The organism is Micromonospora sp. SYSU B005 (genome assembly GCF_055362685.1).
Window position 1 is genome coordinate 884,057 of the sequence record NZ_JAXCFU010000001.1, and the last position, 25,737, is coordinate 909,793.

General features: G+C 73.5%; 23 protein-coding genes. 8 read left to right on the top strand and 15 right to left on the bottom strand.

Annotated features, from left to right (window positions below):
* Window positions 1-6: 6 nt before the first annotated feature.
* Entirely contained in the window at window positions 7-765 is a 759-nt protein-coding gene (locus tag SM452_RS04265; protein ID WP_262013379.1) for a methyltransferase domain-containing protein, read from the bottom strand.
* Window positions 766-810: 45 nt separating this feature from the next.
* Between SM452_RS04265 and SM452_RS04270 the strand changes: the two genes are divergently transcribed.
* The 4 genes from SM452_RS04270 (at window position 811) to disA (ending at window position 5,397) form a co-directional block, all read left to right on the top strand.
* Window positions 811-1,641, top strand: a complete 831-nt coding sequence (locus SM452_RS04270) for a UbiA family prenyltransferase (RefSeq protein WP_463839325.1) — start codon at window positions 811-813, stop codon at window positions 1,639-1,641.
* Between the two features lie 141 nt (window positions 1,642-1,782).
* Window positions 1,783-2,535, top strand: coding sequence for a hypothetical protein (locus SM452_RS04275; RefSeq protein WP_463839326.1), 753 nt, complete (start codon window positions 1,783-1,785; stop codon window positions 2,533-2,535).
* A gap of 100 nt (window positions 2,536-2,635) precedes the next feature.
* Window positions 2,636-4,087 carry a DNA repair protein RadA gene (radA, locus tag SM452_RS04280; RefSeq protein WP_436798928.1) on the top strand — a complete coding sequence of 484 codons (1,452 nt, stop codon included), beginning with the start codon at window positions 2,636-2,638 and terminating at the stop codon, window positions 4,085-4,087.
* A 119-nt stretch (window positions 4,088-4,206) separates the two neighbouring features.
* Window positions 4,207-5,397 carry a DNA integrity scanning diadenylate cyclase DisA gene (gene disA / locus SM452_RS04285; protein WP_262013383.1) on the top strand — a complete coding sequence of 397 codons (1,191 nt, stop codon included), beginning with the start codon at window positions 4,207-4,209 and terminating at the stop codon, window positions 5,395-5,397.
* Window positions 5,398-5,405: 8 nt separating this feature from the next.
* On the opposite strand, the gene SM452_RS04290 is transcribed toward disA, so the two are convergent.
* The 3 genes from SM452_RS04290 to SM452_RS04300 all read right to left on the bottom strand — a co-directional run bounded on the left by SM452_RS04290 (window position 5,406) and on the right by SM452_RS04300 (window position 7,354).
* Window positions 5,406-6,176, bottom strand: a complete 771-nt coding sequence (locus SM452_RS04290; RefSeq protein WP_463839327.1) for a hypothetical protein — start codon at window positions 6,174-6,176, stop codon at window positions 5,406-5,408.
* 105 nt (window positions 6,177-6,281) lie between these two features.
* On the bottom strand, window positions 6,282-6,845 hold the full coding sequence (locus SM452_RS04295) for a peptide deformylase (protein WP_269703668.1): 564 nt from the start codon (window positions 6,843-6,845) through the stop codon (window positions 6,282-6,284).
* Complete coding sequence (locus SM452_RS04300) at window positions 6,842-7,354, bottom strand: glycine cleavage system transcriptional repressor (RefSeq protein ID WP_262013385.1); 513 nt, start codon at window positions 7,352-7,354, stop codon at window positions 6,842-6,844. The genes SM452_RS04295 and SM452_RS04300 overlap by 4 nt, the downstream gene beginning before the upstream one ends.
* Window positions 7,355-7,450: 96 nt before the next feature.
* On the opposite strand from SM452_RS04300, the gene SM452_RS04305 reads away from it, so the two are divergent.
* Window positions 7,451-8,350 (top strand): HhH-GPD family protein, encoded by a 900-nt coding sequence (locus SM452_RS04305; protein ID WP_262013386.1) that lies wholly within the window; start codon window positions 7,451-7,453, stop codon window positions 8,348-8,350.
* 255 nt (window positions 8,351-8,605) lie between these two features.
* Here the strand turns inward: SM452_RS04305 and SM452_RS04310 are convergent, their stop codons facing one another.
* The 3 genes from SM452_RS04310 to lysS form a co-directional block, all read right to left on the bottom strand.
* Window positions 8,606-11,143, bottom strand: a complete 2,538-nt coding sequence (locus tag SM452_RS04310; RefSeq protein WP_064446770.1) for an ATP-dependent Clp protease ATP-binding subunit — start codon at window positions 11,141-11,143, stop codon at window positions 8,606-8,608.
* A gap of 516 nt (window positions 11,144-11,659) precedes the next feature.
* Window positions 11,660-12,010 (bottom strand): histone-like nucleoid-structuring protein Lsr2, encoded by a 351-nt coding sequence (locus SM452_RS04315; protein WP_013288952.1) that lies wholly within the window; start codon window positions 12,008-12,010, stop codon window positions 11,660-11,662.
* A gap of 123 nt (window positions 12,011-12,133) precedes the next feature.
* Window positions 12,134-13,642: a lysine--tRNA ligase gene (gene lysS, locus SM452_RS04320; RefSeq protein ID WP_262013387.1), complete on the bottom strand. Its 1,509-nt coding sequence runs from the start codon at window positions 13,640-13,642 to the stop codon at window positions 12,134-12,136.
* A gap of 93 nt (window positions 13,643-13,735) precedes the next feature.
* Here lysS and SM452_RS04325 point away from each other — a divergent pair, with 93 nt between their 5' ends.
* Window positions 13,736-14,482 (top strand): class I SAM-dependent methyltransferase, encoded by a 747-nt coding sequence (locus SM452_RS04325; RefSeq protein ID WP_262013388.1) that lies wholly within the window; start codon window positions 13,736-13,738, stop codon window positions 14,480-14,482.
* Between the two features lie 2 nt (window positions 14,483-14,484).
* Here SM452_RS04325 and SM452_RS04330 read toward each other — a convergent pair whose 3' ends face one another.
* From SM452_RS04330 to SM452_RS04360, 7 genes are all read right to left on the bottom strand, one after another.
* On the bottom strand, window positions 14,485-15,243 hold the full coding sequence (locus tag SM452_RS04330) for a type III pantothenate kinase (protein ID WP_013288955.1): 759 nt from the start codon (window positions 15,241-15,243) through the stop codon (window positions 14,485-14,487).
* A gap of 9 nt (window positions 15,244-15,252) precedes the next feature.
* Window positions 15,253-16,149: a carboxylating nicotinate-nucleotide diphosphorylase gene (gene nadC / locus SM452_RS04335; RefSeq protein ID WP_355511610.1), complete on the bottom strand. Its 897-nt coding sequence runs from the start codon at window positions 16,147-16,149 to the stop codon at window positions 15,253-15,255.
* The gene (locus SM452_RS04340; protein ID WP_262013390.1) at window positions 16,146-17,837 is read right to left on the bottom strand and encodes an L-aspartate oxidase; all 1,692 of its coding nucleotides are present in this window, start codon (window positions 17,835-17,837) and stop codon (window positions 16,146-16,148) included. The genes nadC and SM452_RS04340 overlap by 4 nt, the downstream gene beginning before the upstream one ends.
* Window positions 17,838-17,898: 61 nt before the next feature.
* A complete protein-coding gene (locus SM452_RS04345) occupies window positions 17,899-18,792 on the bottom strand; it encodes a septum formation family protein (protein WP_355511606.1) in 894 nt (297 codons plus the stop codon).
* Between the two features lie 233 nt (window positions 18,793-19,025).
* A complete protein-coding gene (gene panD / locus SM452_RS04350; RefSeq protein ID WP_262013392.1) occupies window positions 19,026-19,454 on the bottom strand; it encodes an aspartate 1-decarboxylase in 429 nt (142 codons plus the stop codon).
* A 30-nt stretch (window positions 19,455-19,484) separates the two neighbouring features.
* Entirely contained in the window at window positions 19,485-20,327 is an 843-nt protein-coding gene (gene panC / locus SM452_RS04355) for a pantoate--beta-alanine ligase (protein WP_355511604.1), read from the bottom strand.
* Window positions 20,327-21,256 (bottom strand): Rossmann-like and DUF2520 domain-containing protein, encoded by a 930-nt coding sequence (locus SM452_RS04360; protein ID WP_463839328.1) that lies wholly within the window; start codon window positions 21,254-21,256, stop codon window positions 20,327-20,329. Before SM452_RS04360 ends, panC begins: the two co-directional genes overlap by 1 nt.
* A 193-nt stretch (window positions 21,257-21,449) precedes the next feature.
* Between SM452_RS04360 and SM452_RS04365 the strand changes: the two genes are divergently transcribed.
* Together SM452_RS04365 and SM452_RS04370 are read left to right on the top strand one after the other, a co-directional pair.
* Window positions 21,450-22,541: an SAM-dependent methyltransferase gene (locus SM452_RS04365; protein ID WP_463839387.1), complete on the top strand. Its 1,092-nt coding sequence runs from the start codon at window positions 21,450-21,452 to the stop codon at window positions 22,539-22,541.
* Window positions 22,538-23,707, top strand: a complete 1,170-nt coding sequence (locus SM452_RS04370) for an NADH-quinone oxidoreductase subunit D (RefSeq protein ID WP_355511600.1) — start codon at window positions 22,538-22,540, stop codon at window positions 23,705-23,707. Before SM452_RS04365 ends, SM452_RS04370 begins: the two co-directional genes overlap by 4 nt.
* Before the next feature lie 33 nt (window positions 23,708-23,740).
* On the opposite strand, the gene SM452_RS04375 is transcribed toward SM452_RS04370, so the two are convergent.
* The gene (locus tag SM452_RS04375) at window positions 23,741-25,702 is read right to left on the bottom strand and encodes a hypothetical protein (RefSeq protein WP_402813645.1); all 1,962 of its coding nucleotides are present in this window, start codon (window positions 25,700-25,702) and stop codon (window positions 23,741-23,743) included.
* Between the last annotated feature and the right edge of the window lie 35 nt (window positions 25,703-25,737).

The window sequence follows — 25,737 nt, forward strand, 5'->3', positions numbered from 1 at the left end:
CCCCGGCTACCCGCCCCGGCGCCCCCAGCCCTGGTACAGCACCGCTGTCGACCGGGTCGGCACGATGCGCGGTTCGGTCCTGCCCGGACGGTCGGCGCCGCCGCGCATACGGCGCAGCAGCCAGGCAAGCGTGCCGCCCAACTGCGGGCGGACCCCGCGCACCGTCAGCGACACGCCGTGCCGGGCGCACTCGGCGACCAGTGCGCGGGCGTCGACGAACAACCGCGGATCGTGGATGCCGCGCGGCACCGTGGGCAGCCGTTCGCCCAGTTCCACGGCGACGAGCCGCGCCAGCAACGTGTCGTTGAGCGTGTCCAGCACCAGCAGGCCACCCGGGCGCAGCAGCCGGCACGCCTCGGCTACCGCCCGCCGCCAGTCCGGTACGTGTTCCAGCAGCTCACCGGCGGAGACCACCGCCGCGCAGCCGTCGGCCAGCGGCACCGCCGTGGCGTCGGCCCGGACCACCGTCACGCCGTGCGCGGCGGCCTGGTCGAGCGCGGAGCGGGTCAGGTCCACCCCGACGTGGTGGTAGCCCTTGCCGGCCAGGTGCGGCGCCAGCAGCCCGGCGCCGCAGCCCAGGTCGACGAGCAGATCGTCCGGCGTGGACGCCGCCGGTACCAGCGCCGCCCGGGCCCGGGCCAGCCAGTGCAGCATCGCGAACGCGCCGTCCGGCCGCCACCACTCGCCGGCCAGGTCGTCGTACTGCCGGGGGTCGTTCGGCGGCAGCACCCGGTACGGAGTGGACACCGGCGACGCGTCGGGCATGCGTCGAGCGTGGCACGACTGCCCGGTAACGACCAGACTTCTCTTATGTCGACGCGGGTGTTAGGGCTGGTCAGGGCGAGCCATCCGGAGCCCGCGGCGGCGGTCACAGTGGTCGCCGCGCTGCTCGCCGCCGGTGCCGGGCACTCCGCGGCGGGTGTCGCCGCGGTGGCGTTGACGGTGCTGGCCAGCCAGCTCGCCGTCGGGTGGAGCAACGATCTCATCGACGCCGACCGGGACGCCGCGGTGGGGCGTACCGACAAACCGGTGACCACCGGCGAGGTCGCCCGGCCGGCGCTGGCCGCGGCCACCGCGGTGGCCGCCGTCGCCGTGCCGGTGCTCGCGCTGGCCGGCGGCCCGGCCGCGGCGGCCTGCGCCACGCTGGGCCTGGTCTCCGCGCTGCTCTACAACCGGCCGCTGAAGTCGACGCCGGTGTCGGTGCTGCCCTACGCGGTCTCGTTCGGCGCGCTGCCCGCGTTCGTGGTGCTGGCGCTGCCCGGCTCGCCGATGCCCCCGACGTGGCTGGTGGCCGCCGCCGCGCTGCTCGGCGCCGGCGCGCACTTCGCGAACGTGCTGCCGGACCTGGCCGACGACGCCCGGACCGGGGTGCACGGCCTGCCGCACCGGCTCGGGCCGGTGGGCAGCCGGCTGGCCGCCGCCGGGCTGCTGCTCGCGGCCACCGTCGCGCTGGTCTTCGGCCCGCCCGGGCCGCCGTCGTGGGCCGGCCTGTCGGCGGTCGCCGCCGCCGTGGCCGTGCCGGCGGTCGGCTGGTACGCGGGACGCGCGGCCGCCGGCCGCTCGGCGACCGCCTTCCGGGCGGTGCTGGTGGTGGCGCTCATCGATGTGGTGCTGCTGGTGACGAGCGGCCGGGTGGTCTGAGCGGTCCCTCCCGAGGTGGTATTGCCGGGTCCGCGTGCGGGCCTCGATCAGCTCCAACTACCCTGGAGCGCGGTCTGCGCGGGTATGGCCACCCCGTGCCCGGTGGTCGACCGGGCGGGGATCGTGACGAGGAGGACCGACGTGACGCGCTCGATCAGGGGTTCCCGGGGGCCGGCCCTGCTGCTGGCCGGCACGGCGGCGGCGGCGAGCCTGCTGCTGTCCGGGTGCGGCGCCGGGCAGATTTCCGAGACCGCCAACAAGATCCCGTCGGTACAGGGCGTCAACGTCCAGACCTCCGACAACCTCTTCAAGGTGCGCGGGCTCTACGTGCAGTTCCCGGGCCCGAAGGGCTACGAGGCCGGGTCGAACGCGCCGGTCAACGTGGTGATCTACAACGACAGCGAGAAGCCGGTGACCGTGACGGTCACGACCGACAGCGCGCGGGAGATCGTGCTCACCGGTTCCGGCGCGGGCGAGAGCGGCGCGGCCACCCCGACGGGTTCGCCCACCGAGCAGGTCACCACCTCGCCGACCGCGTCCGACCCGAGCGCGTCGCCGAGCCAGTCGCTGGAGGTGACCGGGTCGCCGTCGGCCAGCCCGTCGCCGAGCGAGAGCGAGTCCGCGCCCGCCGGTCAGCCGGCCCGGATCGAGATCCCGGCGCTCAGCTACGCCCAGCTCAACGCCGGCAACCCGCGGTTCCTCCAGCTCGTCGGCCTGAACGAGAAGCTGCTCGTCGGCCAGCAGGTCAACCTGACCTTCGACTTCGGCGACGGCAGGGTCGTCAAGACCCCGGCGCCGATCGGCATCCCGCTGACCGCGGAGGCCACGCCGTCGAAGATCGTGAACCCGCGTGAGCACGCCGGTGAGGACGGCGGCGCCGAGGGCGGCCACTGACCTCTCCCTCCTTCCGTCGGCACCGCCGCCGTGGCCAGCGCCACGCCGGCGGTGTCGCCGTTTCGGGTGGGCTTTCGTCGTACGGGCCGGTTAGCGTCCGGTGGTGACCTCGCCCCGATCGACCCCCTCCCGTGCCGGCGCCGGCCGCGGTCGCGCCGCGACCCGCGAACCCCGACCGGCCTACGAGTGCGACGCCTGCGGCCACCAGCCCCCGAAGTGGGTGGGCCGGTGCCCCGAGTGCGGCGAATGGGGCTCGGTGGTCGAGTGCACCGTCACCGGCCCGATGGTCTCCGGCCGGGTGGTCAGCTCGCGGATGCCGGCCGAGCCAGCCCGGCCGATCGCCACGATCAGCGCCGCGCCCGCCCGTGCGCGTCCCACCGGCGTGAGCGAGCTCGACCGGGTGCTCGGCGGCGGGCTGGTCCCCGGCGCGGTGGTGCTGCTCGCCGGTGAGCCCGGCGTGGGCAAGTCGACGCTGCTGCTCGACGTGGCCCAGCAGTGGGCGGCCGGGGCCGGCAGCCCTTCGCTGGTGGTCAGCGGCGAGGAGTCGGTCAGCCAGGTGCGGCTGCGCGCCGAGCGGATGGGCGCCCTGCACGACCAGCTCTACCTGGCCGCCGAGAGCGATCTGTCGGCGGTGCTCGGCCACCTCGACGCGGTCAAGCCGGGCCTGCTGGTGCTCGACTCGGTGCAGACCATCTCGACCACCGGCACCGAGGGCGTGCCCGGCGGCGTCACCCAGGTCCGCGCGGTCACCGCCGCCCTCGTCGCGGTCGCCAAGGAGCGCGGCATCGCCACCGTGCTGGTCGGGCACGTCACCAAGGACGGCCAGGTGGCCGGCCCCCGGGTGCTGGAGCACCTGGTCGACGTGGTGCTGCACTTCGAGGGCGACAAGCACTCCTCGCTGCGCATGGTGCGCGGCGTGAAGAACCGCTTCGGCGCGGCCGACGAGGTGGGCTGCTTCGAGATGCACGAGGGCGGCATCAGCAGCCTGGCCGACCCGTCCGGCCTGTTCCTGACCCGCTACTCCGAACCGGTGCCGGGCACCTGCGTGACGGTGGCGATGGAGGGGCGCCGGGCGCTGGTGACCGAGGTGCAGGCACTGATCGGCGCCACCGTCGCCGGCTCGCCGCGGCGTACCGTCTCCGGCCTCGACAGCGCCCGGCTCGCGATGGTCCTCGCGGTGCTCCAGCGCCGCACCGAGCGGCTCACGCTGCACGACCGGGAGGTCTTCGCCGCCACCGTCGGCGGCATCCGGGTGGTGGAGCCGGCAGCCGACCTGGCGGTGGCGCTCGCTGTCGCCTCCGGCGGGCTCAACCTGGCGCTCAACCCGCACCTGGTGGCGATCGGCGAGGTGGGCCTGACCGGTGAGGTCCGCCGGGTCGGCGCGGTACCCCGCCGGCTGGCCGAGGCCGCCCGGCTCGGCTTCCGGCTGGCCCTCGTACCGCCCGGGTGCGGGCCGGAGAGCAGCGGTGCCGGGCCGGAGAACATGCGCGTGATCGAGGTCACCGACGTGCGGGCCGCCCTCCAGGCGGCCGCACGCGCGTCGGCGGAGTGACACGGTGGGCGTTTCCGGGCAGGCCACGCAGGCCGCACCGACCCGCCCGAGCCGGGCATCGTGACACATCACAGTAACCACGAGAGCACCCACCGCATGGCAGTCCGTAGACTGTGCCCGTGCCGATCGACCGCGATGCCACCAAGCCCGCAACGGCGACGCCGCACGCCCGTACCGGCGCCGTGACCGGCAACCCCGCTCGTGCCATCAGCGTGAGCGTCAACGGAAGCGTCGGCACCGGGGCCGGCGCCGATCCGCTGCGCGCCAACCTCGCCCTGATGGCTCCGGGCACCGCCCTGCGGGACGGCCTGGAACGGATCCTGCGCGGCCGCACCGGCGCGCTGATCGTGCTCGGCTACGACAAGGTGGTCGAGCAGATCTGCACCGGCGGCTTCCCGATGGACGTGGAGTTCTCTGCCACCCGGGTCCGGGAGCTGTGCAAGATGGATGGCGCTGTGGTGCTGTCCAGCGACGGCACCCGGATCGTGCAGGCCGGCGCACACCTGATGCCCGACCCGTCCATCCCCACCGAGGAGTCCGGCACCCGGCACCGCACCGCCGAGCGGGTGGCCCGGCAGACCGGCTATCCGGTCATCTCGGTCAGCCAGTCGATGCGGATCATCAGCCTCTACGTCAACGGCCAGCGGCACGTGCTGGACGACTCGGCGGCCATCCTGTCCCGCGCCAACCAGGCGCTCGCCACGCTGGAGCGCTACAAGCTGCGGCTGGACGAGGTCTCCGGCACGCTCTCCGCGCTGGAGATCGAGGATCTGGTCACCGTCCGCGACGCGGTGGCTGTGGTGCAGCGGCTGGAGATGGTCCGGCGGATCGCCGACGAGATCGCCGGCTACGTGGTGGAGCTGGGCACCGACGGCCGTCTGCTGGCCCTTCAGCTCGACGAGCTGATGGCCGGCGTGGACGCCGACCGCACCCTCGTCATCCGCGACTACCTGCCGACCGGCCGCAAGTCGCGCACGCTCGACGAGGCGCTCGTCGAACTCGACCTGCTCAGCGCCACCGAGCTCATCGACCTCGTGGCGGTGGCGAAGGCGATCGGCTACCCGTCCGCCTCCGACGCGCTCGACGCCGCGGTCAGCCCGCGCGGGTTCCGCCTGCTGGCGAAGGTGCCCCGGCTGCCGGTCGCCGTGGTCGACCGGCTGGTGGTGCACTTCGGCAGCCTCCAGCGGCTGCTCGGCGCGACAGTGGAAGACCTCCAGGCGGTCGAGGGCGTGGGCGACGCCCGCGCCCGCGGCGTCCGCGAGGGCCTGTCCCGGCTCGCCGAGGCCAGCATCCTCGAACGGTACGTCTGACCGACCGCTCAGCCGGTGACGGTCAGCTTCACCGGCTCGCTGATCTTGGTGCCGACCCGGGCGAAGACCTGGTACGCGCCGATCGCGGCGAACTCACCGCTCGCCAGCCCGTTCGCGCACTTGTTGTCCAGCCGGCCGTTCCAGCCCAGCTCGTAGGAGCGCTCGAAGTTCGGCGTGAACGACTGAACGTCCGAGCCCTTGCCGGTGCCGCAGGTGTCCGACGACCAGATCTTCTCCGCGCCCGACTTGACGTACAGCTCCTGGAGGTCGGCGCCGACGTCCCGGCTGCACGTACGGTTCGACACGTTCTTGACCTTGAGGCGCAGCGTGACCACAGTGCCCCGCTGGGCGGTGGCAGGAACCGCCACCGGGGTCACCAGCAGCTCGGAGTCGGTGCAGGTGCCGTCGTCGGAGACCGGCTGACCGGTCGCGCCGTCGTTGCCGGTGCCGCCCCCGTCGTTCCCGCCCCCGCCGGTGTTCCCGCCGCCGTCGCCGGTACCGCCGGGTCCGGTGCCGCCGTTGTTCGCGCCACCGCCACCGGCGTCACCCGCCGTCGGTGACGGACTGCCCGACTGCGGGGTGAGCACCGAGCCGGACGGGTCGGGCTGAGCGCCGGCGGAGCCGCTCGGCGACGGGTCGGTGCCCGGCGCGCCGGTGTTGCGGTCCGTACCGGTGCAGGAATACAACAGGACAATCAGGAAGAGCAGCCCCGCTCCGAGCACGACGGCACGACGCCGCCAGTACACGGCAGGGGGCAGGGGGCCGACCGTCAGACGCATGATGCGCCTACCGTAGCCGCGCGGCGCACGGCTCGCCGGTCCGACGCGCCGAGGACCCGCCGCCGTACGGCCACGCTCGTCCACAACGGATTCCGACGGCCACCGTCAGAGGTAGACCTTGCGCTGGTAGATCGCGTGCGCGCCGGCCACCCGGTCGAGGAAGAGCAGCCCGGCGCAGTGGTCGATCTCGTGCTGGAGCGCCCGCGCCTCGAAGCCGTCGGTCACCAGCCGGACCGGCTCGCCGCTGCCGGGAAGCGCGCCCTCGACCACCAGCCGGCTGGCCCGCTTCACGTCGCCGGTCAGGTCCGGCACCGACATGCAGCCCTCCCGGCCGGCCTTCCACCGGGACGCCTCGACCACGCGGGCGTTGCAGAGCACGAACGTGCCGTGCACGGTGACCGCCTTCGGATGCCCCGTCACGTCCACCGCGAACACCTGCGCGCTCACCCCGACCTGCGGCGCAGCCAGGCCCACGCAACCGGGCGAGACGCGCATCGTGGCCACCAGGTCGGCGGCGAGCCGCACCACCTCGGCAGACGTCGGGTCGACCTCCGGACCAGGTTGGCTCAGCACCGGCTCCGGGGCGGTGACCACCGGGCGTACCGCACCGGGGACGCCGAGCTTCTCCGGGGTCCAGCCGCCCAGGCCCGCGTACTCCGGCCCGGTCACAGCAGATCCGTGTCCGCCGGGCGGAGGCTGACCCCCACACCCAGCTCCGCGGCGACGCGGGTGAGCCGGCCGGCCACCTCGTCCGACACGCCCGGCGGCAACTCGACCTCGGCGACCACCACGTACAGCGAACCGGTCAGCCGGGTGCTCAGGTCGGTCACGTTCCCGCCCGCGTCGGTCAGCACCCGGGTCATGGCCGCGACGATGCCCATCCGGTCGGCGCCGTGCACCGCGAGCACGTACGGCTCCCCGGTGGGCTCGCTGCCGCCGTCGGGCGTGACCGCGCGTACGGTCGCCAGCAGGTGCCCGTCGGCAGCGAGCGGGGCCAGCTCGGCCTCGACGTCGGCGGCGGCCGGGCCCACGCAGATCAGGGTCATCGCGAAGTGTCCACGCAGCCGGGTCATCGTGGAGTCGGTGAGGTTCGCGCCGAGGCGGGCGAGGACCTCCGCGACGTCGGCCACGATGCCCGGCCGGTCCCGGCCGATGACGGTGATCGCGAGCTCGTTCATTCGGACATTCTGCCCCGTCGTCCATGATCGATCGCGACCGGCCACCCGGCCCGCCCAACCTGCGGGAAAGACAGCCGTGACATGATCGGCGGCGCGATGTCCGATCCCACATTCGCCACCCAGGTCAGCCGGTGGTACGAGCGCAACGCCCGCGACCTGCCCTGGCGCAAGCCCGGCATCGGTGCCTGGGCGATCCTGGTCAGCGAGGTCATGCTCCAGCAGACCCCTGTGGTCCGGGTGGTGCCCGCCTGGGAGGCGTGGCTGGCCCGCTGGCCCGAACCACGCGCGCTCGCCGAGGACACCCCGGCCGAGGCGATCCGGATGTGGGGACGGCTCGGCTACCCCCGCCGGGCGGTACGCCTGCGCGAGTGCGCGGTGGCGATCGTGGAACGCCACGGCGGCGTGGTGCCCGACCGGCTCGACCAGTTGCTGGCGCTACCCGGCGTCGGCACGTACACGGCCCGCGCGGTCGCCGCGTTCGCGTACGGGCAGCGGCACCCGGTGGTCGACACCAACGTCCGGCGCGTGGTGTGCCGGGCGATCGCCGGTGAACCCGACGCCGGCCCCACCACCCGCCCGGCCGACCTGGTCGCCACCGAGGAACTGCTGCCGGCCGAGCCGGCCGCCGCCGCGCTCGCCAGCGCCGCGTTCATGGAACTCGGCGCCGTCGTCTGCACCGCCCGCGCGCCACGCTGCGCGATCTGCCCGGTCGAGTCGAGCTGCGCCTGGCGGGCCTCCGGGCAGGCCGCGCCTGAGGGACCGACCCGCCGGACGCAGCGCTATGCCGGCACCGACCGGCAGGTACGCGGACTGCTGCTCGCGGTGCTGCGGGAGTCCACCGGCCCGGTGCCGCACCAGCGGCTGGATCAGGTGTGGCACGACGACGTGCAGCGGGCGCGAGCGCTGGCCGGCCTGGTCACCGACGGCCTGGTGGAACCGGTGGGCGAGGCGTTCTTCCGCCTGGCCGGCGACGGCCCCGCCGTCCCCCTCCCCTGACGGCCCCCACCCAACCCCACCCCACCCCGACCCCGCCCTCCGCCCGCCCTCGGCTCGCCCTCGGCTCGCCCCGTTGATCATGAAGTTGGCGGCGACAAATGGGGCGCCAAGTGCGGTCAACCTCATGATCGACCACGGCAAGGGCGGGCGGGGAGGGCGGGGAGGGCGCGGTGGGTGGGCGGGGGTGGGCGGGGGGAAGGCGACGGCCCCGGTGGCTTTCGCCTACCGGGGCCGTCGCCCTCGAACTGTGCGGACTTACGCGGCGTCGTCAGCGCCCGTGGCGGCGGTGCCGCCGAGGTCCGCCGGGACCGCGTCCGGCACGGCGTCCGGCCGGTCCGCGCCCCGGAAGACGAGCTTGGACTTGTCGATGTTCTCCGGGTCGCCCTCGCAGTCCACGACCACGATCTGACCCGGGGTCAGCTCGTTGAACAGGATCCGCTCGGACAGGTTGTCCTCGATGTCGCGCTGGATCGTGCGACGCAGCGGCCGCGCGCCCAGCACCGGGTCGAAGCCCTTCTTCGCGAGGTACTTCTTCGCGTTGTCGGTCAGCTCCAGGCCCATGTCCTTGTTGCGCAGCTGGGTCTCGATGCGCTGGATCATGATGTCGACGATCGAGAGGATCTCGGTCTCGCGCAGCTGGTGGAAGACGATGGTGTCGTCGATCCGGTTCAGGAACTCGGGCCGGAAGTGCTGCTTGAGCTCGTCGTTGACCTTCTGCTTCATCCGGTCGTAGTTCGACTCGGAGTCCTCAGAGGCCTGGAAGCCCAGCGAAACCGCCTTGGCGACGTCGCGCGTACCGAGGTTGGTGGTCAGGATGATGACCGTGTTCTTGAAGTCCACGATCCGGCCCTGGCCGTCGGTGAGGCGCCCGTCCTCCAGGATCTGGAGGAGCGTGTTGAACACGTCCGGGTGGGCCTTCTCGATCTCGTCGAAGAGGACTACCGAGAACGGCCGGCGACGCACCTTCTCGGTCAGCTGCCCGCCCTCGTCGTAGCCGACGTAGCCGGGAGGGGCACCGACGAGCCGGGACACCGTGTACCGGTCGTGGAACTCCGACATGTCGAGCTGAATGAGGGCGTCCTCGCTGCCGAACAGGAACTCGGCGAGCGCCTTGGACAGCTCGGTCTTACCGACGCCGGACGGGCCGGCGAAGATAAACGAGCCGGACGGGCGCTTCGGGTCCTTCAGGCCGGCCCGGGTACGCCGGATCGCCTTCGAGACCGCCTTGACCGCGTCCTCCTGGCCGATGACGCGCTTGTGCAGCTCGTCCTCCATGCGCAGCAGGCGCGAGGTCTCCTCCTCGGTCAGCTTGTAGACCGGGATGCCGGTCCAGTTGCCGAGCACCTCGGCGATCTGCTCGTCGTCGACCTCGCTGACGACGTCCAGGTCACCGGCCTTCCACTCCTTCTCCCGCTGCGCCTTCTGGCCCAGCAGCTGCTTCTCGGTGTCACGCAGCTGCGCGGCCCGCTCGAAGTCCTGCGCGTCGATCGCGGACTCCTTGTCGCGGCGCACCTGGGCGATGCGCTCGTCGAAGTCGCGCAGGTCCGGCGGCGCGGTCATCCGGCGGATCCGCATCCGGGCGCCCGCCTCGTCGATCAGGTCGATCGCCTTGTCCGGCAGGAACCGGTCGGAGATGTATCGGTCGGCGAGCGTCGCGGCGGCGACCAGGGCGGCGTCGGTGATGGAGACGCGGTGGTGCGCCTCGTAGCGGTCCCGCAGGCCCTTGAGGATCTCGATGGTGTGGGCCAGCGACGGCTCACCCACCTGGATCGGCTGGAAACGACGCTCCAGAGCGGCGTCCTTCTCCAGGTGCTTGCGGTACTCGTCGAGCGTGGTGGCGCCGATGGTCTGCAGCTCACCACGGGCCAGCATCGGCTTGAGGATGCTGGCGGCGTCGATCGCGCCCTCGGCCGCGCCCGCACCGACGAGCGTGTGGATCTCGTCGATGAACAGGATGATGTCGCCGCGGGTGCGGATCTCCTTGAGCACCTTCTTCAGGCGCTCCTCGAAGTCACCGCGGTAGCGGGAACCGGCGACCAGGGCACCGAGGTCGAGCGTGTAGAGCTGCTTGTCCTTCAGCGTCTCGGGCACCTCGCCCTTGATGATCTTCTGGGACAGGCCCTCCACCACGGCGGTCTTGCCGACGCCGGGCTCGCCGATCAGCACCGGGTTGTTCTTGGTGCGGCGGGACAGCACCTGCATGACCCGCTCGATCTCCTTCTCGCGCCCGATGACCGGGTCGAGCTTGCCCTCGCGGGCGGCCTGGGTCAGGTTGCGGCCGAACTGGTCCAGCACGAGGCTGGTCGACGGCGCGGCCTCACCCGGCGCGGCACCGGCGGCGGCCGGCTCCTTGCCCTGGTAGCCGGAGAGCAGCTGGATGACCTGCTGGCGGACCCGGTTCAGGTCGGCGCCCAGCTTCACCAGGACCTGGGCGGCGACGCCCTCGCCCTCGCGGATCAGGCCGAGCAGGATGTGCTCGGTGCCGATGTAGTTGTGGCCGAGCTGCAGCGCCTCGCGCAGCGACAGCTCCAGCACCTTCTTGGCCCGCGGCGTGAACGGGATGTGCCCGCTCGGCGCCTGCTGGCCCTGGCCGATGATCTCCTCGACCTGCTGACGCACGCCCTCCAGGGAGATGCCGAGGCTCTCCAGGGCCTTTGCCGCGACACCCTCACCCTCATGGATCAGGCCCAGCAGGATGTGTTCCGTACCGATGTAGTTGTGGTTGAGCATCCGGGCCTCTTCTTGGGCCAGGACGACAACCCGTCGCGCTCGGTCGGTGAACCGCTCGAACATGCCCTCGTGCTCCTCACGTGCCGTGCGCCTTGATGGTCAGATCTCGGCGGGGCCGGTGCGCGGACGTCCGGGACGGGCGTCCGTGCCTCCTTACTCTATCGCCGCGGACCGTCTCCGCTGAGGTCGTGTGCCCTCGCGAATGACCGTTCCGACGTCGTTTCTGACAACCGTCCACGCTCAGGAGGTGTTCCGGGGCCCCTGCCTGTACGCGCAGAGCGAAATTCGACCGGCACCCGAACGGCCGGTCGAGTGGACCGGAGGCGGCAACAGATGCGTCCGCCGGGTCGTCCACAGCCTGTGGATGAAGTCTCCACCGCCTGTGGACAACCGTCCCCGGCGGGGTTTTCTTCCCGGCCGCCGCGACCGAGCCCGGCACGGTGGGCCGGACCGGACATCCGGCACCGGGCGACAGGACCGGGACGCGGTGGCGCAGCCGTGACAGCGGACCGGAAACGGCGACGCCGGCCCGGAGTCGCACTCCGGTCCGGCGTCGCGTCGCCCGTGACGAGGGTGAGGTCAGTGCCCCGCCTTCGCGTGGTACTCGTCCACGATCTCCTGCGGGATCCGGCCCCGGTCGGAGATGTCCTTGCCGGCCTTCTTGGCCCATTCGCGGATGGCCCGGTTCTGCTCGCGGTCGGCGGTCGCGCCGCCCCGGCCCCGAGCGGCCCGGCCACCCACGACCACACCCCCGCGACCGACCTTCGTTCCGTTCGCGATGTACGGCGCGAATACGTCACGCAATTTACCGGCGTTGGATGCGGAGAGGTCGATCTCGTACTGCACACCGTCGAGCGCGAACTTGACGGTCTCGTCAGCGTCCCCGCCGTCCAGGTCATCGACCAGCTTGTGAATGATCTGCTTGGCCACGTCCCACATTCCTTTCGAGCAGGGTTGTACTCCTGCAATACTCCGAGCACAATAACCCGTCCGGCGCTTGTTCCGTCAATAGGACCGGGTAACGAGCCGGAGAAGGCTTGCGGGGGCGAGCGTCTACTCGGGCCGGACCAACGGGAACAGGATCGTTTCCCGAATTCCGAGCCCGGTCAGTGCCATCAGCAGCCGGTCGATTCCCATTCCCATGCCACCGGACGGTGGCATTCCATACTCCATCGCTCGGAGAAAATCCTCGTCCAGTCGCATCGCCTCGTCGTCCCCGCGCGCCGCGAGCTGCGCCTGGGCCACCAGCCGCTCCCGCTGCACGACCGGGTCGACCAGCTCCGAGTACGCGGTGCCCAGCTCGAATCCGAGCACATAGAGGTCCCACTTCTCGGCCAGGCCCGGCTCGCTGCGGTGGGCCCGGGTCAGCGGGCTGGTCTCCTCCGGGTAGTCCATGACGAACGTCGGCGCCTGAAGCGACGGCACGACCAGTTCCTCGAACAACTCCTCGGCCAGCTTGCCCGGTCCCCACTTCGGGTCGACGGAGAGACCGACCTTGTCCGCGTACTCGACCAGGCGTGCCCTTTCGGTGCGGACGGTGACCTCCTCACCGAGCGCTTCGGAAAGAACACCGAACAGCGACACCGACCGCCACTCGCCGCCCAGATCGAACTCACGGCCGTCGGCGTGCGTCACCACGGTCGAGCCGGCGACCGCCACTGCGGCCTGCTGTACGAGATTTCGGGTCAGCTCCGCCATCGTGTGGTAGTCGCCGTACGCCTGGTACGCCTCCAGCATCGCGAACTCGGGCGAGTGCGAAGAGTCGATGCCCTCATTACGGAAGTTGCGGTTGATCTCGAAGACGCGGTCCACGCCACCGACCACCGCGCGCTTGAGAAACAGTTCCGGCGCGATTCGCAGATACAGATCCGTGTCGAGCGCATTGCTGTGGGTCACGAATGGGCGTGCCGCCGCGCCGCCGTGCAGCAGTTGCAGCATCGGCGTCTCGACCTCGATGAAGTCCAGCCCGTGCAGGGTGTCGCGCAGGCTGCGGACGGCGGTGGCCCGGGTACGGACCATCTGCCGGGCCTGCGGCCGGACCACCAGGTCCACGTAGCGCTGGCGGACCCGGGACTCCTCGCTGAGCGGCTTGTGCGCCACCGGCAGCGGGCGCAGCGCCTTGGCGGTCACCGCCCACTCCTCGGCGAGAACGGACAGCTCGCCGCGCCGACTGGTGATCACCTCGCCGGTCACGCCGACGTGGTCGCCGAGGTCGACCAGGCGCTTCCAGTCCCCCAGCCGCTCCGCGCCGACCCGGTCCAGCGAGAGCATCGCCTGGACCTCGGTGCCGTCACCGTCCCGCAGCGTCGCGAAGCAGAGCTTGCCGGTGTTGCGGATGAAGATCACCCGGCCGGTGACCGAGACCCGGTCGCCGGTGGCGGTGTCGGTGGGCAGGTCGCCGTAGCGCTCGCGCAGCCGCGCGAGCGTCGTGGTGCGCGGGAAACCCACCGGGTACGGCTCGACGCCCTCGGCGAGCATCCGGTCCCGCTTCTCCCGGCGGACCTTCATCTGCTCCGGAAGGTCGTCGGCGGGGTCTGTTGGCAGGGCGTTCTGCTCGGTCACGGCACGCTTCCTCAGGCCTTGGGGACATCGGCGGGGTCAGCACATGAGCGTACTCAAGCGCCGTGGCGGCCGTTACGGGATAACCTGCCCGCCATGACCGACCCCACTGCGGCCCTCTCGTTCGGCGCCGCCGCGGCCGATTACGACCGGTTCCGCCCCCGCTATCCGGAGGCCGCGCTGCGCTGGGCGCTGGACGGGCTGCACGACGCCCGGGTGGTCGATCTCGGCGCCGGCACCGGCATCCTCACCCGCGGGCTCCTGGCGCTGACCGGGCCGGTGGCTCAGGTCGTACCCGTGGAACCTGATCCGGGGATGCGGGCGCAACTGGCCGCCGCGACGCCCGGCGCGACGGCGCTCGCCGGCAGCGCCGAGGCGGTGCCGCTGCCGGACGGGTCGGCGGACGCGGTGCTGGTCGGGCAGGCCTACCACTGGTTCGACAGGGAACGGGCGCACGCCGAGGTGGCCCGCGTGCTGCGCCCGGGCGGCACGTTCGCGCCGGTCTGGAACATCCGGGACGAGCGGGTCGGCTGGGTGGCGGAGGTGACCCGGATCGCCCACCTCGGCGACAACGCGGGCGACGTGACCCAGCGGTACGCGGACTTCGGTGCCGCCTTCACCGAGGTCGAGGTGGGCGAGTTCGCGCACGCCACCACGCTGACGCCGGACGAGGTGGTGGGCATGCTGCACACCCGCTCGTTCTGGCTGACCGCCGACGCGGACGAGCGGCGGCGGGTCGACGCGGAGCTGGCGGAGCTGTTCGCCTCCCACCCCGACCTGGCCGGGCGGGAGACCGTCGAGCTGCCCTACCGCACGTTCGTGCTCCGCGCCCGCCGCCGCTGACCTCAGACGTTGCGGTCGTAGACCATCCGCAGGCCGATCAGCGTGATCATCGGCTCGTGGTGGGTGATGGTGTGGCACTCGCCGAGCACCAGCGAGGCCAGGCCGCCGGTGGCGATGACCGCCTTCACGCCGCCCAGTTCCTCGGACATCCGCTCGACGATCCGGTCCACCTGGCCGGCGAAGCCGAAGTAGAGCCCGGCCTGGAGGCACTCGACGGTGTTCTTGCCGATCACCGAACGCGGGCGGGTCGCCTCCACCTTGCGCAGCTGAGCGGCGCGGGCGGCGAGCGCGTCGAAGGAGATCTCGATGCCGGGCGCGAACGCACCGCCGAGGAACTCCCCCCGGCTGCTGACCAGGTCGAAGTTGGTGGTGGTGCCGAAGTCCACGACGATCGACGGCCCGCCGTAGAGCGTGTACGCGGCCAGCGTGTTCACCACCCGGTCCGCGCCCACCTCCTTCGGGTTGTCGATGGCGAGCTGTACGCCGGTCCGCACACCCGGCTCCACGATCACACTGGGCAAATCGGCGTAGTACCTGTCGAGCATGGTGCGCAGCGAGCGCAGCGCGGCCGGCACGGTCGAGCAGGCGGCCACGCCGGTGATCTCCACGGCGTCCCCGGCGAGCAGGCCGCGGAACATCAGACCCAGCTCGTCCGCTGTGGAACGGGCGTCGGTCTTGATCCGCCACGAATGCACCAGCTTGTCGCCGTCGAAGGTCGCCAGCACGGTGTTCGTGTTTCCGATGTCGATGCAGAGCAGCACAGCGGCAGCCTAGACGTCACGCAGGTCGAGGGCGATGTCCAGGATCGGCGAGGAGTGGGTGAGCGCGCCGACGGAGAGGAAGTCGACGCCCGTCGCGCCGTACTCGGCGGCCATCGGCAGCGTCAGCCCTCCGGTGGCCTCCAGCTCCGCCCGGTCGCCCACCGACGCCACCACCTCGCGCAGCTGCGCCGGGGTCATGTTGTCCAGCAGCAGGAACCGGGCGCCCGCCTCGACCGCCTCCACCGCCTCGGCCGGCGTGTCCACCTCCACCTGCACCGCGACGTCGGGGAACGCCTCCCGGACCCGGCGGAACGCGGCAGCGATCCCGCCCGCCGCGACCTTGTGGTTGTCCTTGATCATGGCGACGTCGTACAGGCCCATCCGCTTGTTGGTGCCGCCACCGGCCCGGACCGCGTACTTCTCCAGCGCCCGCAGGCCCGGCGTGGTCTTGCGGGTGTCCAGCACCATCGCCTTCGTGCCGGCCAGCGCGTCGGCCCAGGCCCGGGTGTGCGTCGCCACCCCGGACATGCGGGACAGCAGGTTCAGCGCCGTCCGCTCGGCGGTCAGCAGCAGCCGGGTCGGCCCGGTCACTGTCGCCAGCACGTCGCCGCGCGCCACCCGCTGCCCGTCGTGAGCCACGAGCGAGACCTCGACCGTACGCCCCGCGCCGGTCACCTCGCCGACCAGCTCGAACACGGCGGCGGCGACGGGCAGCCCGGCCACCACGCCGTCGGCGCGCGCCACCAGGTCGGCCGTGTCGTGCTGCTCGTCCGGGATGGTGGCCACGCTCGTCACGTCGAGGAAGTCGGGTCCGAGATCCTCGTGCAGCGTGTCGACGACGACGTGCCGGACCCACTCCGGGTCCAGGCCGCCGTCCCGCAACGCCCGCTCCGTCGACTCCCTCATGAGTGCTTCTCCTCCCAGCGCTCGGCCACCATGCCGTCCGTGCCCACCTCGGCCACCAGGTGGCCCAGCCACCGCTCGTCTGCCGTCGGGAAGTCCTCCCGCCAGTGGCAGCCCCGCGTCTCCTGGCGCGCGTACGCGGCCGCGACAAGCGTCGACGCCACGGTGAGCAGGTTCGTCGCCTCCCAGTCGGCGGTACGCGGCACGCCCCGGCCCGCGCCCAGCCCGGTGAGCGTGGCGGCGGTGGCTTCCAGCGTGTCCGCCGAGCGGAGCACGCCGGCGCCCCGCGTCATCGCCCGTTGCAGCTCCGCCGTGCCGGACGCCGGCACCAGCGCGCCCGGACCGCCCACCCAGGCGCCGGTCTCCGCCGGGCGGGCCTGCTCGGGCAGCCCGGCGGCGATGTCCTCGGCGATCCGGCGGGAGAAGACCAGCCCTTCCAGCAGCGAGTTGCTGGCCAGCCGGTTCGCGCCGTGCACGCCGGTGCAGGCGACCTCGCCGCAGGCGTACAGGCCGGGGATGGAGGTACGGCCTCGCAGGTCGGTCCGGACGCCGCCGGAGGCGTAGTGCGCGGCCGGCGCGACCGGGATCAGGTCGGTCGCCGGGTCCACGCCGATGGCCAGGCAGGACGCCACGATGGTGGGGAACCGCCGGGCCAGGAAGTCGCCGCCCAGGTGCCGGGCGTCCAGGAACACGTGGTCCGCGCCGGACGCGAGGAGCACCCGGTGGATGCCCTTCGCGACCACGTCCCGGGGTGCCAGCTCAGCCAGTTCGTGCTGGCCGACCATGAACCGCTTGCCGTCGCCGTCGACCAGGTGGGCGCCCTCGCCGCGCAGCGCCTCGGAGACCAGCGGCTGCTGGGCCAGCCCCGCGCCCGGGCCGCCCGCCGGCACGATGAGCGCAGTCGGGTGGAACTGGACGAACTCCACGTCGGTGACGGCAGCGCCCGCGCGCAACGCCAGCGCCACGCCGTCCCCGGTGGAGACCGCCGGGTTCGTGGTGGCGGCGAAGACCTGCCCCATGCCGCCGGTGGCGAGCACCACCGCGCGGCCGAGGATCGCGCCGACGCCGTCCTCGCTTCCCTCACCGAGCACGTGCAGCGTGATGCCGCAGGCCGGGCCGAGCCCGTCCGGTCCGTCGCCGGGTGCGCGCAGCAGGTCCAGCACCAGCGCGTGCTCGACCAGCCGGATCCACGGGTCGCGGCGGACCGCGTCGTGCAGCGCCCGCTGCACCTCCGCGCCGGTGGCGTCACCGCCCGCGTGCACGATCCGGTCGGCCCGGTGGCCGCCCTCCCGGGTCAGCATCAGCGAACCGTCCGGGTTGCGGTCGAACTCCGCCCCGATCCGCATCAGCTCGCGCAGCCGGGTCGGGCCCTCGGCCACCAGTGCGCGGACCGCCGCCGGGTCGCACAGGCCGACGCCGGCGACCTCCGTGTCGTACGCGTGCGCGTCCGGCGTGTCCGCCGGGTCCAGCACGGCGGCGATCCCGCCCTGCGCCCAGCGGGTCGAGCCCTCGTCCATGTCGACCTTGGTGACCACCGTGACGTGCAGGCCGGCCTCACGCAGGTGCAGCGCGGCGGTCAGCCCGGCCACGCCGGATCCGACCACGATCACGTCTGTCGTCTCCACCCAGCCGGGGGCGGGCGCGGCGAGCAGCCGGGGCAGCGCCGGCAGGTCGACGGTCGGTAGGTCCATGAGCACAGTCAACCCGAAGCGAACTCGACTCGGGCGCGGGGGGCGTGACGAGTGCCCTCGGCTACCTCGTCCGGCGCGGGAGGGCGGCCGGTCCGGCGCCCTTCAGTGAGGTGGTCACCGTCCGGTTGCTGAGCCACAGGTAGCAGCGCACGCCCCGGTCGCCGACCGCCCAGCGACCGGCGGCGGGCGGGCGGACCACCACGTCGCTGCGGTAACGCAGGAACGCGTCGGCGGGCACCCCGGCGTAGCGGGCGATCACGCCGAAGCAGCCGTCGTAGAGCGGCACCCAGTCCTCCGGCTTCTTCGGGTACGGGCGGTCCGGCGCGGCCCACACGCCGACGAACTCGGCGTCGTGTGCGACAGCGCAGTCGACCGGGGTGAGCCGCTGCACGCGGCCCGCGTCCCGCCCGGTGCGCTGGCAGCCCAGCCGCAGCGGGGAGGGCGTCTTGAGCGCGTCGCGCAGGCTGCCCGCCCGGGTGACCACGGTGGCCGCCGCCTCGACGGTGGTCAGCTCGGTGAGGTCGCACCGGTACCAGCGGGAGCCCGCCGTCCAGCCGGTGCCCGTCGGCACCGCCACCGCCAGCCGGAGCCGCCCGGCGCGCCAGTCGTCACCCACGTACCCGGCGGCCCGCTTGTCGCAGTCGGCGAACGCGGTACGCAGCTCGGGCGAGGCGAGCGGCGGCGGGGTGGGCCGGTCGGCGGTGAACGCCCCGACGTGCACGGTCTCCACCCGGTGCGGCAGCTCGCAGCCGACCGGCGCGTACGCGGCCAGGCCGATGCTCGGGGTGAAGTCGGCGACCTGGCAGACCCCGGCCGCCGGGGTGAACGGCCCGGGTGCGGCCATCGCGGCCCAGTCGTCGGTGAGGTCGCCGTCCAGCCCGCCGGTGCCCGCACAGCCGGTCAGGGCGGCGCTCGCGACAATCGCGGCGACCAGGAAGCTCATCGCACGGCGCATCGCGGCCTCCCCCAGCCGACGACCGTCGATCCCCGACGGTCCGCCCAGGGTAGCCGAAAATGACCTTCCGGTGACAGACCGCGTTCCCCGCCCGTCCGGCCCGCCCTCGCCCCCTCCCGCCCTCTCTCCCCCCGCCGATCTTGCGCTTGCCGCCCCGGCGAAAGGGGCGAACCGCCCGCGCCGAGGGCCGAAAGTGCAAGATCAACGGCGAGCGGGGGGGCGACCCGGGAGGGTCAGCTGCGGGCGGCGGCCAGGGGGTTGGGGATGGGGGCGCCGGCGGTGCCGGGGGCCGCCGTGGTCGGGTCGGCGGTCAGGTCGACGACCTTGTTGTCGGCGTCCACGTGCACCACCTTCGGGCGGTACGTGCGGGCCTCGGCGTCGTCCATCTGCCCGTACGAGATCAGGATGACCAGGTCACCGGGGTGCACGAGGTGCGCGGCGGCGCCGTTGATGCCGATCACGCCGCTGCCCCGCCGCCCCGGGATCACGTACGTCTCCAGCCGGGCGCCGTTTGTGATGTCCACGATCGCCACCTGCTCGCCGGGGATCAGGTCCGCCGCGTCGAGCAGATCCTCGTCCACAGTCACCGAGCCGACGTAGTGCAGGTCGGCCTGGGTCACGGTGGCCCGATGGATCTTCGACTTGAGCATGGTCCGCAGCATCGGGGTGCCTTTCCGCATTCGTGGTGGGGTTCAGGGACGCGGCGCGAGGTGGATCGCCGTGTTGTCGATCAGGCGGGTGGCGCCGACCCAGGCCGCGATCAGCAGCCGGGCCGGGCCGGCGACCGGGCCGGGTTCCAGCTCGGTGTCGGTGAGCACCAGGTAGTCCAGGCGGGCGTCCGGCGCGTCGAAGGCCCGGTGCGCGGCGGCCAGCACCTCGCCCGCGTCCTCACCCCGCTCGGCCGCCGTCGCGCCGGCCCGCAACGCGGCGGACAGGCTCAGCGCGGTCTCCCGCTCGGCCGCCGACAGGTACCGGTTGCGGCTGGACATGGCCAGCCCGTCCGGTTCCCGTACGGTCGGCACGCCGACGATCTCGGTCGGCACGTCGAGGTCACGGACCATCCGGCGGACCAGGGTGAGCTGCTGGTAGTCCTTCTCGCCGAAGAACGCCAGGTCGGGGCGGGTGAGCTGGAGCAGCTTCATGACCACGGTGAGCACGCCGTGGAAGAAGCCGGGGCGGCTCAGGCCCTCCAGGTCCTCGCCGAGCGGACCCGGGTCGAGCCGCACGCTCGGGCGGCCCTCCGGGTACATCTCGGTCACCGAGGGCGCGAACACCACGTCCACCCCGGCCCGGCGGCAGATCTCCAGGTCGGAGTCGAGCGTGCGCGGGTAGCGGTCGAAGTCCTCGTTCGGGCCGAACTGCAGCGGGTTCACGAAGATCGTGACGATGACGTGGCCGGCGCGCTCACGGGCGGCCCGCAGCAGTGCCTCGTGCCCGGCGTGCAGCGCGCCCATGGTCATCACCACGCCGACCGGGCCGGCCATCGCCTCGCGCGCGGCCGCCAGTTCCTTGCGCGTGTGCAGCACCTCGGCCATCAGGCCGCCACCTCGATTCCGTCGAGCACGTTGCGCAGCGCGGCCGCGTCCGCCGGGCGGAGGCGGCCGACCGCGACGGCACGATCAGCCGTCCGTCGTGCCAACGCCAGATACGCGGGTACGGATTCCGGCGCGGTCCGCGCCAGCCGGTCCAGATGCCGGCGTACGGTGCCCGCGTCACCGCGCGACACCGGGCCGGTGAGGGCGTCGTCGCCCAGCCGCAGCGCGTTCTCCAGCGCGGCCCGCAGCAGCGGGGCGAGCACCTTCTCCGGCCGCTCCACCCCGGCGTCACGCAGCCGGTCGGCGGCCTCGTTGATGAGCGTCACCAGGTGGTTCGCGCCGTGCGCGAGCGCCGCGTGGTAGAGCGGCCGGTCGTTCTCACCGACCCACTCCGGTACGCCGCCCAGGTCCGCCACCAGCCGGGCCGCGAACGGGCGCAGCTCGGCCGGGGCGGTCACCCCGTAGGAGATGCCCGGCAGGCGGGACAGGTCGTCCGGCGTACCGGTGAAGGTCATCGCGGGGTGCAGCGCGAGCGGCCGGGCGCCCGCCTCGACGGCCGGGGCCAGCGCGGCGAGCCCGTGCGCGCCGGACGTGTGCGCCACCACCTGGCCGGGGAGCAGCGCGCCGCTCGCGGCCAGGTCGGCGATCACGCCCGCCAGCGCGTCGTCCGGGACCGCGACGATCAGCAGGTCAGTGGCGGCACGCGCCACCTCGGACGCGGTGCGGTGCGGGGTCTGCGGCAGCAGCAGCGCCAGCCGGGCCCGTGTCGCGCCCGAGGCGCCGGACGCGGCGACCATCCGGTGGCCGGCGGCGGCGAGGGCCGCGCCCAGCACGGCGCCGACCCGGCCGGCGCCGAGGACGCCGACGGCGAGGGTACGCGGGAAGACGAGCGGGGCAGCGGTGGCCCGGGGGCGCAGCGGTGCGCTCATGGCAGCGATCCAGTCCTCGAAGGGGGTACCGGTCGATGGCAAGTATGCGCCCGGGTGACAGACCCGGAACAAGAAGGTGTGAAAACCTTCACCGACCGCCGGAAGCGGCTGCTGCGGTGGCGGGCAAACCGCCCTTTCGGGTACGTCCCGTAGGGTCGGCCCGGTGACCACCCCGCTGCGCTGGCGCGACGCGATGGAGCGGGCGCTGTACGGGCCGGACGGCTTCTTCGTCTCCGGCGCCGGGCCCGCCGCGCACTTCCGCACGAGCGTGCACGCCTCACCCGTATTCGCCGCCTGCATGCTGCGGCAGCTCGAGACGGTGGACGCGGCGCTGGGGCACCCGGCCCGGCTGGACGTGGTGGACGTGGGCGCGGGCCGGGGCGAACTCCTCCGGGCCCTGCTGTCCCAGGCCGCACCCGAACTGGCCGCCCGGCTCCACCCGGTGGCAGTGGAGCTGTCGCCCCGCCCGGCCGATCTGCCGCCGGAGATCGACTGGCAGGCCGACATCCCCGACGGGATAACCGGCCTGCTCCTGGCCACCGAGTGGCTGGACAACGTCCCGGTGGACGTGGCGGTCCACACCCGGGCAGGCTGGCGCCTCCTCCTGGTGAACCCGAAAACCGGCGAGGAGACGGTGGGTCCCGCCCCCTCCCGCACCGAAATCACCTGGCTGGCCCACTGGTGGCCCCCGGCCCCCACCCCGCCGCCCACCCCGTTGATCAAGGAGTTTGCGGCGGCGGGGGGCCTGGATCAGGACACGAACTCCTTGATCAACGCCGAGGGCGTGGGCGTGGGCGGGAGCGAGGGCGAGGGTGGGGTCGGTGGGAGGGCGGAGATCGGGTCGGGACGGGATCTGGCCTGGGCCGGGGCTGTGGGGAAGGTGGCGCGGGGGGTGGCGCTTGCGGTGGACTACGGGCATCTGCGGGACTCGCGTCCCCTGGACGGGACGTTGACCGGGTATCGGGGTGGGCGGCAGGTGCCGCCGGTCCCGGACGGGTCGTGCGACGTGACGGCGCACGTCGCCATGGACTCGGTCGCCTCCGCCGGTGAGCGGGTCGCGCGGTGCGCGTACTCCCTGGTCTCTCAGCGGGAGGCGCTGCGGGCGCTCGGGGCCGACGGCGGGCGACCGCCGCTGAGCCTGGCCTCCCGCGACCCGGCCGGCTACCTGCGGGCGCTGGCCACGGCCTCGGCGGCGGCCGAACTGACCGACCCGGCCGGGCTCGGCGGGCACCTGTGGCTGCGGCAGCCGGTCGGCGTCGCGCTCGACGCGGTCGTGGCACGATGACGGGCATGACCACGGACGCCGCCGACCTCCGCGAGCTGACAGTCGGTACCGGCGCCGGCGGTGAGCAGCTCGGCACCGACATGGTGCTCAACATCGGGCCGCAACACCCCTCGACGCACGGCGTGCTGCGGCTGAAGCTGGTGCTCGACGGGGAGCGGGTGGTCGCCGCCGAACCGATCGTCGGTTACATGCACCGGGGGGCGGAGAAGCTCTTCGAGGTACGCGACTACCGGCAGATCATCGTGCTGGCGAACCGGCACGACTGGCTGTCGGCGTTCTCCAACGAGCTGGGCGTGGTACTCGCGGTCGAGCGGCTGATGGGCATGGAGGTGCCGGAACGCGCCACCTGGCTGCGGATGGCGCTGGCCGAACTGAACCGGGTGCTCAACCACCTGATGTTCCTCGGCTCGTACCCGCTGGAGATCGGCGCGATCACGCCGATGTTCTACGCGTTCCGGGAACGGGAGACCATCCAGGCCGTGATGGAGGAGGTCTCCGGCGGCCGGATCCACTACATGTTCAACCGGGTCGGCGGCCTGAAGGAGGAGGTGCCGTCCGGCTGGACCGGACGCGCCCGCGCCGCCATCGCCGAGGTACGCCGCCGGATGCCCGACCTGGACAACCTGATCCGGCGCAACGAGATCTTCCTGGCCCGTACCGTCGGGGTCGGCGTGCTCTCCGCCGCCGACGCCGCCGCGTTCGGCGCGTCCGGGCCGGTCGCCCGCGCCTCCGGGCTCGACCTCGACCTGCGCCGCGACGAGCCGTACCTGGCCTACGACCAGCTCGACGTGCCCGTGGTGACGAAGACCGCCGGTGACTGTCACGCCCGCTTCGAGGTGCTGCTCGACCAGGTGTACGCCTCGCTCGACCTCGCCGAGCAGTGCCTGGACCGGGTGGACCGGATCAGCGGGCCGGTGAACACGCGGCTGCCCAAGGTGCTGAAGGCGCCCGAGGGGCACACGTACGCCTGGACCGAGAACCCGCTCGGCATCAACGGCTACTACCTGGTGTCCCGGGGCGAGAAGACGCCGTGGCGGATGAAGCTGCGCACCGCCTCGTACGCGAACGTGCAGGCGCTGTCGTCGCTGCTGCCCGGCTGCCTGGTGCCGGACCTGATCGCCATCCTCGGCTCGATGTTCTTCGTGGTGGGCGACATCGACAAGTGATCGGGGGCGGCCGGCGGCGGCGAACGGGCGCGGTCAGCGCCAGCGGTCGGCGGCGGTGTCCCGGTGCGGCCGGCCGTGTCCGCCGTGCTCCGGGCTGCGCCACTCCGGCTCTGCCGGCCGCCATTCCGGCTCGGGCCGACGCCACTGCGACTCGGTCTGCCGAGTCTCCGGCTGACGCCAGTGGGGCTCGGCCTGGTGCCGCTCCGGTTCCGCTTGGCGCCACTCCGGTTCCGGCTGACGCCACTCGGGTTCGGGCTGACGCCATTCCGGGGGCGGTTGGCGCCACTCCGGCTGGCCGCTGCGCTGCGTCGGCGGCCGCCACTCGTCCGGCACCGGCACCCCGCCGGCCGGCAGCGCCGGGTGGCTCTCCCCGGACCAGCGGTCGTCGGTTCCGTCCGCCGCGCTCGCGTCCGGCCGCCCGGCGCGCACCGATGCCCACCGGTCCTCGACCCGGTACTCGGTACCGCCACCGTCGGCGTGCACTGCGGCCCGCCGTTCCCCGAGCCGGACCTCCCGGCCGTCACCGTCGTCGCGGACCGCCGCCCACCGGTTGCCGGCACGCATCTCGGACCACTGGTCGCCGTCGGTACCCGCCCGGCCGCCCGGGGTGTCCGGTGCGCCCGCCGCCGGCCAGGTGCTCGCCGCCCGGCCGGCCCGGTCGTCACCACCGCCGGGCCACTGCCGCTGCTCCTCCGCCGCCGTCCGGCTCCGGTCGCCCGACCAGCCACCCCCGGAGGTACGCCCGGACCAGCCCGGTTCCCCGGCGGTACGCCCGGACCAGCCCTGTTCGCCGTCGGCGGTCCGGCCGACGCCCGCCCACGGATGTTCGGTGCCCGGACGCCCGGCGTCGGTCCACGAGTGCCCGTCGTCGCCCGACCCGGCGCCCCAGCCCTCCTCGTCCGACCCGGCGCGACGGCCCGGCCGGTCGCCCGGTTCGCGGTGTCCCGCACGCCAGTGGTCGGCCGGGTCCGTGCCCCGGGGCCGGTCCTCGTCCGACCAGCCACCGGGGAATCCGCCGTACCGGGTTCCGGCCGGCTCACCCCCACCGACGATCGTGTGCCGGGTGGTGACGTGCACCGTCTCGGTGTGGTGGACCACGCCCACCGGGCGGGTCTCCGGCCGGGCCACCGGCTCGGACACCCGCGCCGCGCCGTACACCCCGCTCGCGGGCCGCTCCGGACGCACGGTCGCCCGCGCCGGCTCGGCGTCGTGCCGGCCGGTCCGTGCCGGGTCCGCGTCGTAGTGGCCGGCCCGGGGCGGCTCGGCGTCGAAGTGGTCGGCTCGGGGCGGGTCGAGGTCGTAGCGGCCCGCCTGGAGCGGCTCGGCGTCGTAGCGACTCGCTCGGGAGGGCTCGGCGTCGTAGCGGCCTGTCCGGGGCGGATCGATGTCGTGACGGCCCGCCCGGGACACCTCGGAGTCGTAGCCGCCCGCGCGGGGCAGGTCGGCGTCGTGGTCGGTTCCGTAGCGGCCGCCGGAGTACGCGGCCCGGGCCGGTTCGTCCTCGTCCCGGCCGGCCGGGTGCGCCCGTCCCGCAGCGGCCGTGCCGGTGACCGGCACCCGGGCCGCACCGCTCGGGCGCTCCGGCGCCGAGGCAGCGGACGCGGGCGCGGAGGCCAGCCCGGCAGCGGCCGCGTCGAGCCGCTGCCGGACCGCGCCGGCCGCCTCCTCCGCACGCCGTGCCTGGTCGAGCGCCTGGTTGCCACGCTGGGCCGCCGCCACGATCTCGGCTCGCAACTCCCGACGGAGCTGCGCCAACTCCTCGCGCAGTTCCTCGGCCTCCGCACCTCCGGAAGCGCCATCCGGCCGCAGGGCGATGGACAGGCCGATGAGCACGACCGCGAGGATCGCCAGGACCGCGCCGAACCGGAGCGAGCCGTTGCCGTCGGCGATCAGCAGGATGAGCGCGGCCAGGGGCGCCAGCCCCACACCGACCCAGAACAGGACGTTGAGCAGGGCGGGCGTGCTCTTGTCGGCGGGCGCGACCGAGGCTGGCATGGCTGAGCAGAGTACCGAGAGTTCCACCCGAGGGG

Bases quoted from the DNA above. Each gene is read 5' to 3' on its own strand.
- SM452_RS04265 (WP_262013379.1), bottom strand. From the start codon at position 765: ATGCCCGACGCGTCGCCGGTGTCCACTCCGTACCGGGTGCTGCCGCCG.
- SM452_RS04270 (WP_463839325.1), top strand. From the start codon at position 811: ATGTCGACGCGGGTGTTAGGGCTGGTCAGGGCGAGCCATCCGGAGCCC.
- SM452_RS04290 (WP_463839327.1), bottom strand. From the start codon at position 6,176: ATGCGTCTGACGGTCGGCCCCCTGCCCCCTGCCGTGTACTGGCGGCGT.
- SM452_RS04300 (WP_262013385.1), bottom strand. From the start codon at position 7,354: ATGAACGAGCTCGCGATCACCGTCATCGGCCGGGACCGGCCGGGCATC.
- SM452_RS04305 (WP_262013386.1), top strand. From the start codon at position 7,451: ATGTCCGATCCCACATTCGCCACCCAGGTCAGCCGGTGGTACGAGCGC.
- SM452_RS04310 (WP_064446770.1), bottom strand. From the start codon at position 11,143: ATGTTCGAGCGGTTCACCGACCGAGCGCGACGGGTTGTCGTCCTGGCC.
- SM452_RS04325 (WP_262013388.1), top strand. From the start codon at position 13,736: ATGACCGACCCCACTGCGGCCCTCTCGTTCGGCGCCGCCGCGGCCGAT.
- nadC (WP_355511610.1), bottom strand. From the start codon at position 16,149: ATGAGGGAGTCGACGGAGCGGGCGTTGCGGGACGGCGGCCTGGACCCG.
- SM452_RS04340 (WP_262013390.1), bottom strand. From the start codon at position 17,837: ATGGACCTACCGACCGTCGACCTGCCGGCGCTGCCCCGGCTGCTCGCC.
- SM452_RS04345 (WP_355511606.1), bottom strand. From the start codon at position 18,792: ATGCGCCGTGCGATGAGCTTCCTGGTCGCCGCGATTGTCGCGAGCGCC.
- panD (WP_262013392.1), bottom strand. From the start codon at position 19,454: ATGCTGCGGACCATGCTCAAGTCGAAGATCCATCGGGCCACCGTGACC.
- panC (WP_355511604.1), bottom strand. From the start codon at position 20,327: ATGGCCGAGGTGCTGCACACGCGCAAGGAACTGGCGGCCGCGCGCGAG.
- SM452_RS04360 (WP_463839328.1), bottom strand. From the start codon at position 21,256: ATGAGCGCACCGCTGCGCCCCCGGGCCACCGCTGCCCCGCTCGTCTTC.
- SM452_RS04365 (WP_463839387.1), top strand. From the start codon at position 21,450: ATGGAGCGGGCGCTGTACGGGCCGGACGGCTTCTTCGTCTCCGGCGCC.
- SM452_RS04370 (WP_355511600.1), top strand. From the start codon at position 22,538: ATGACGGGCATGACCACGGACGCCGCCGACCTCCGCGAGCTGACAGTC.
- SM452_RS04375 (WP_402813645.1), bottom strand. From the start codon at position 25,702: ATGCCAGCCTCGGTCGCGCCCGCCGACAAGAGCACGCCCGCCCTGCTC.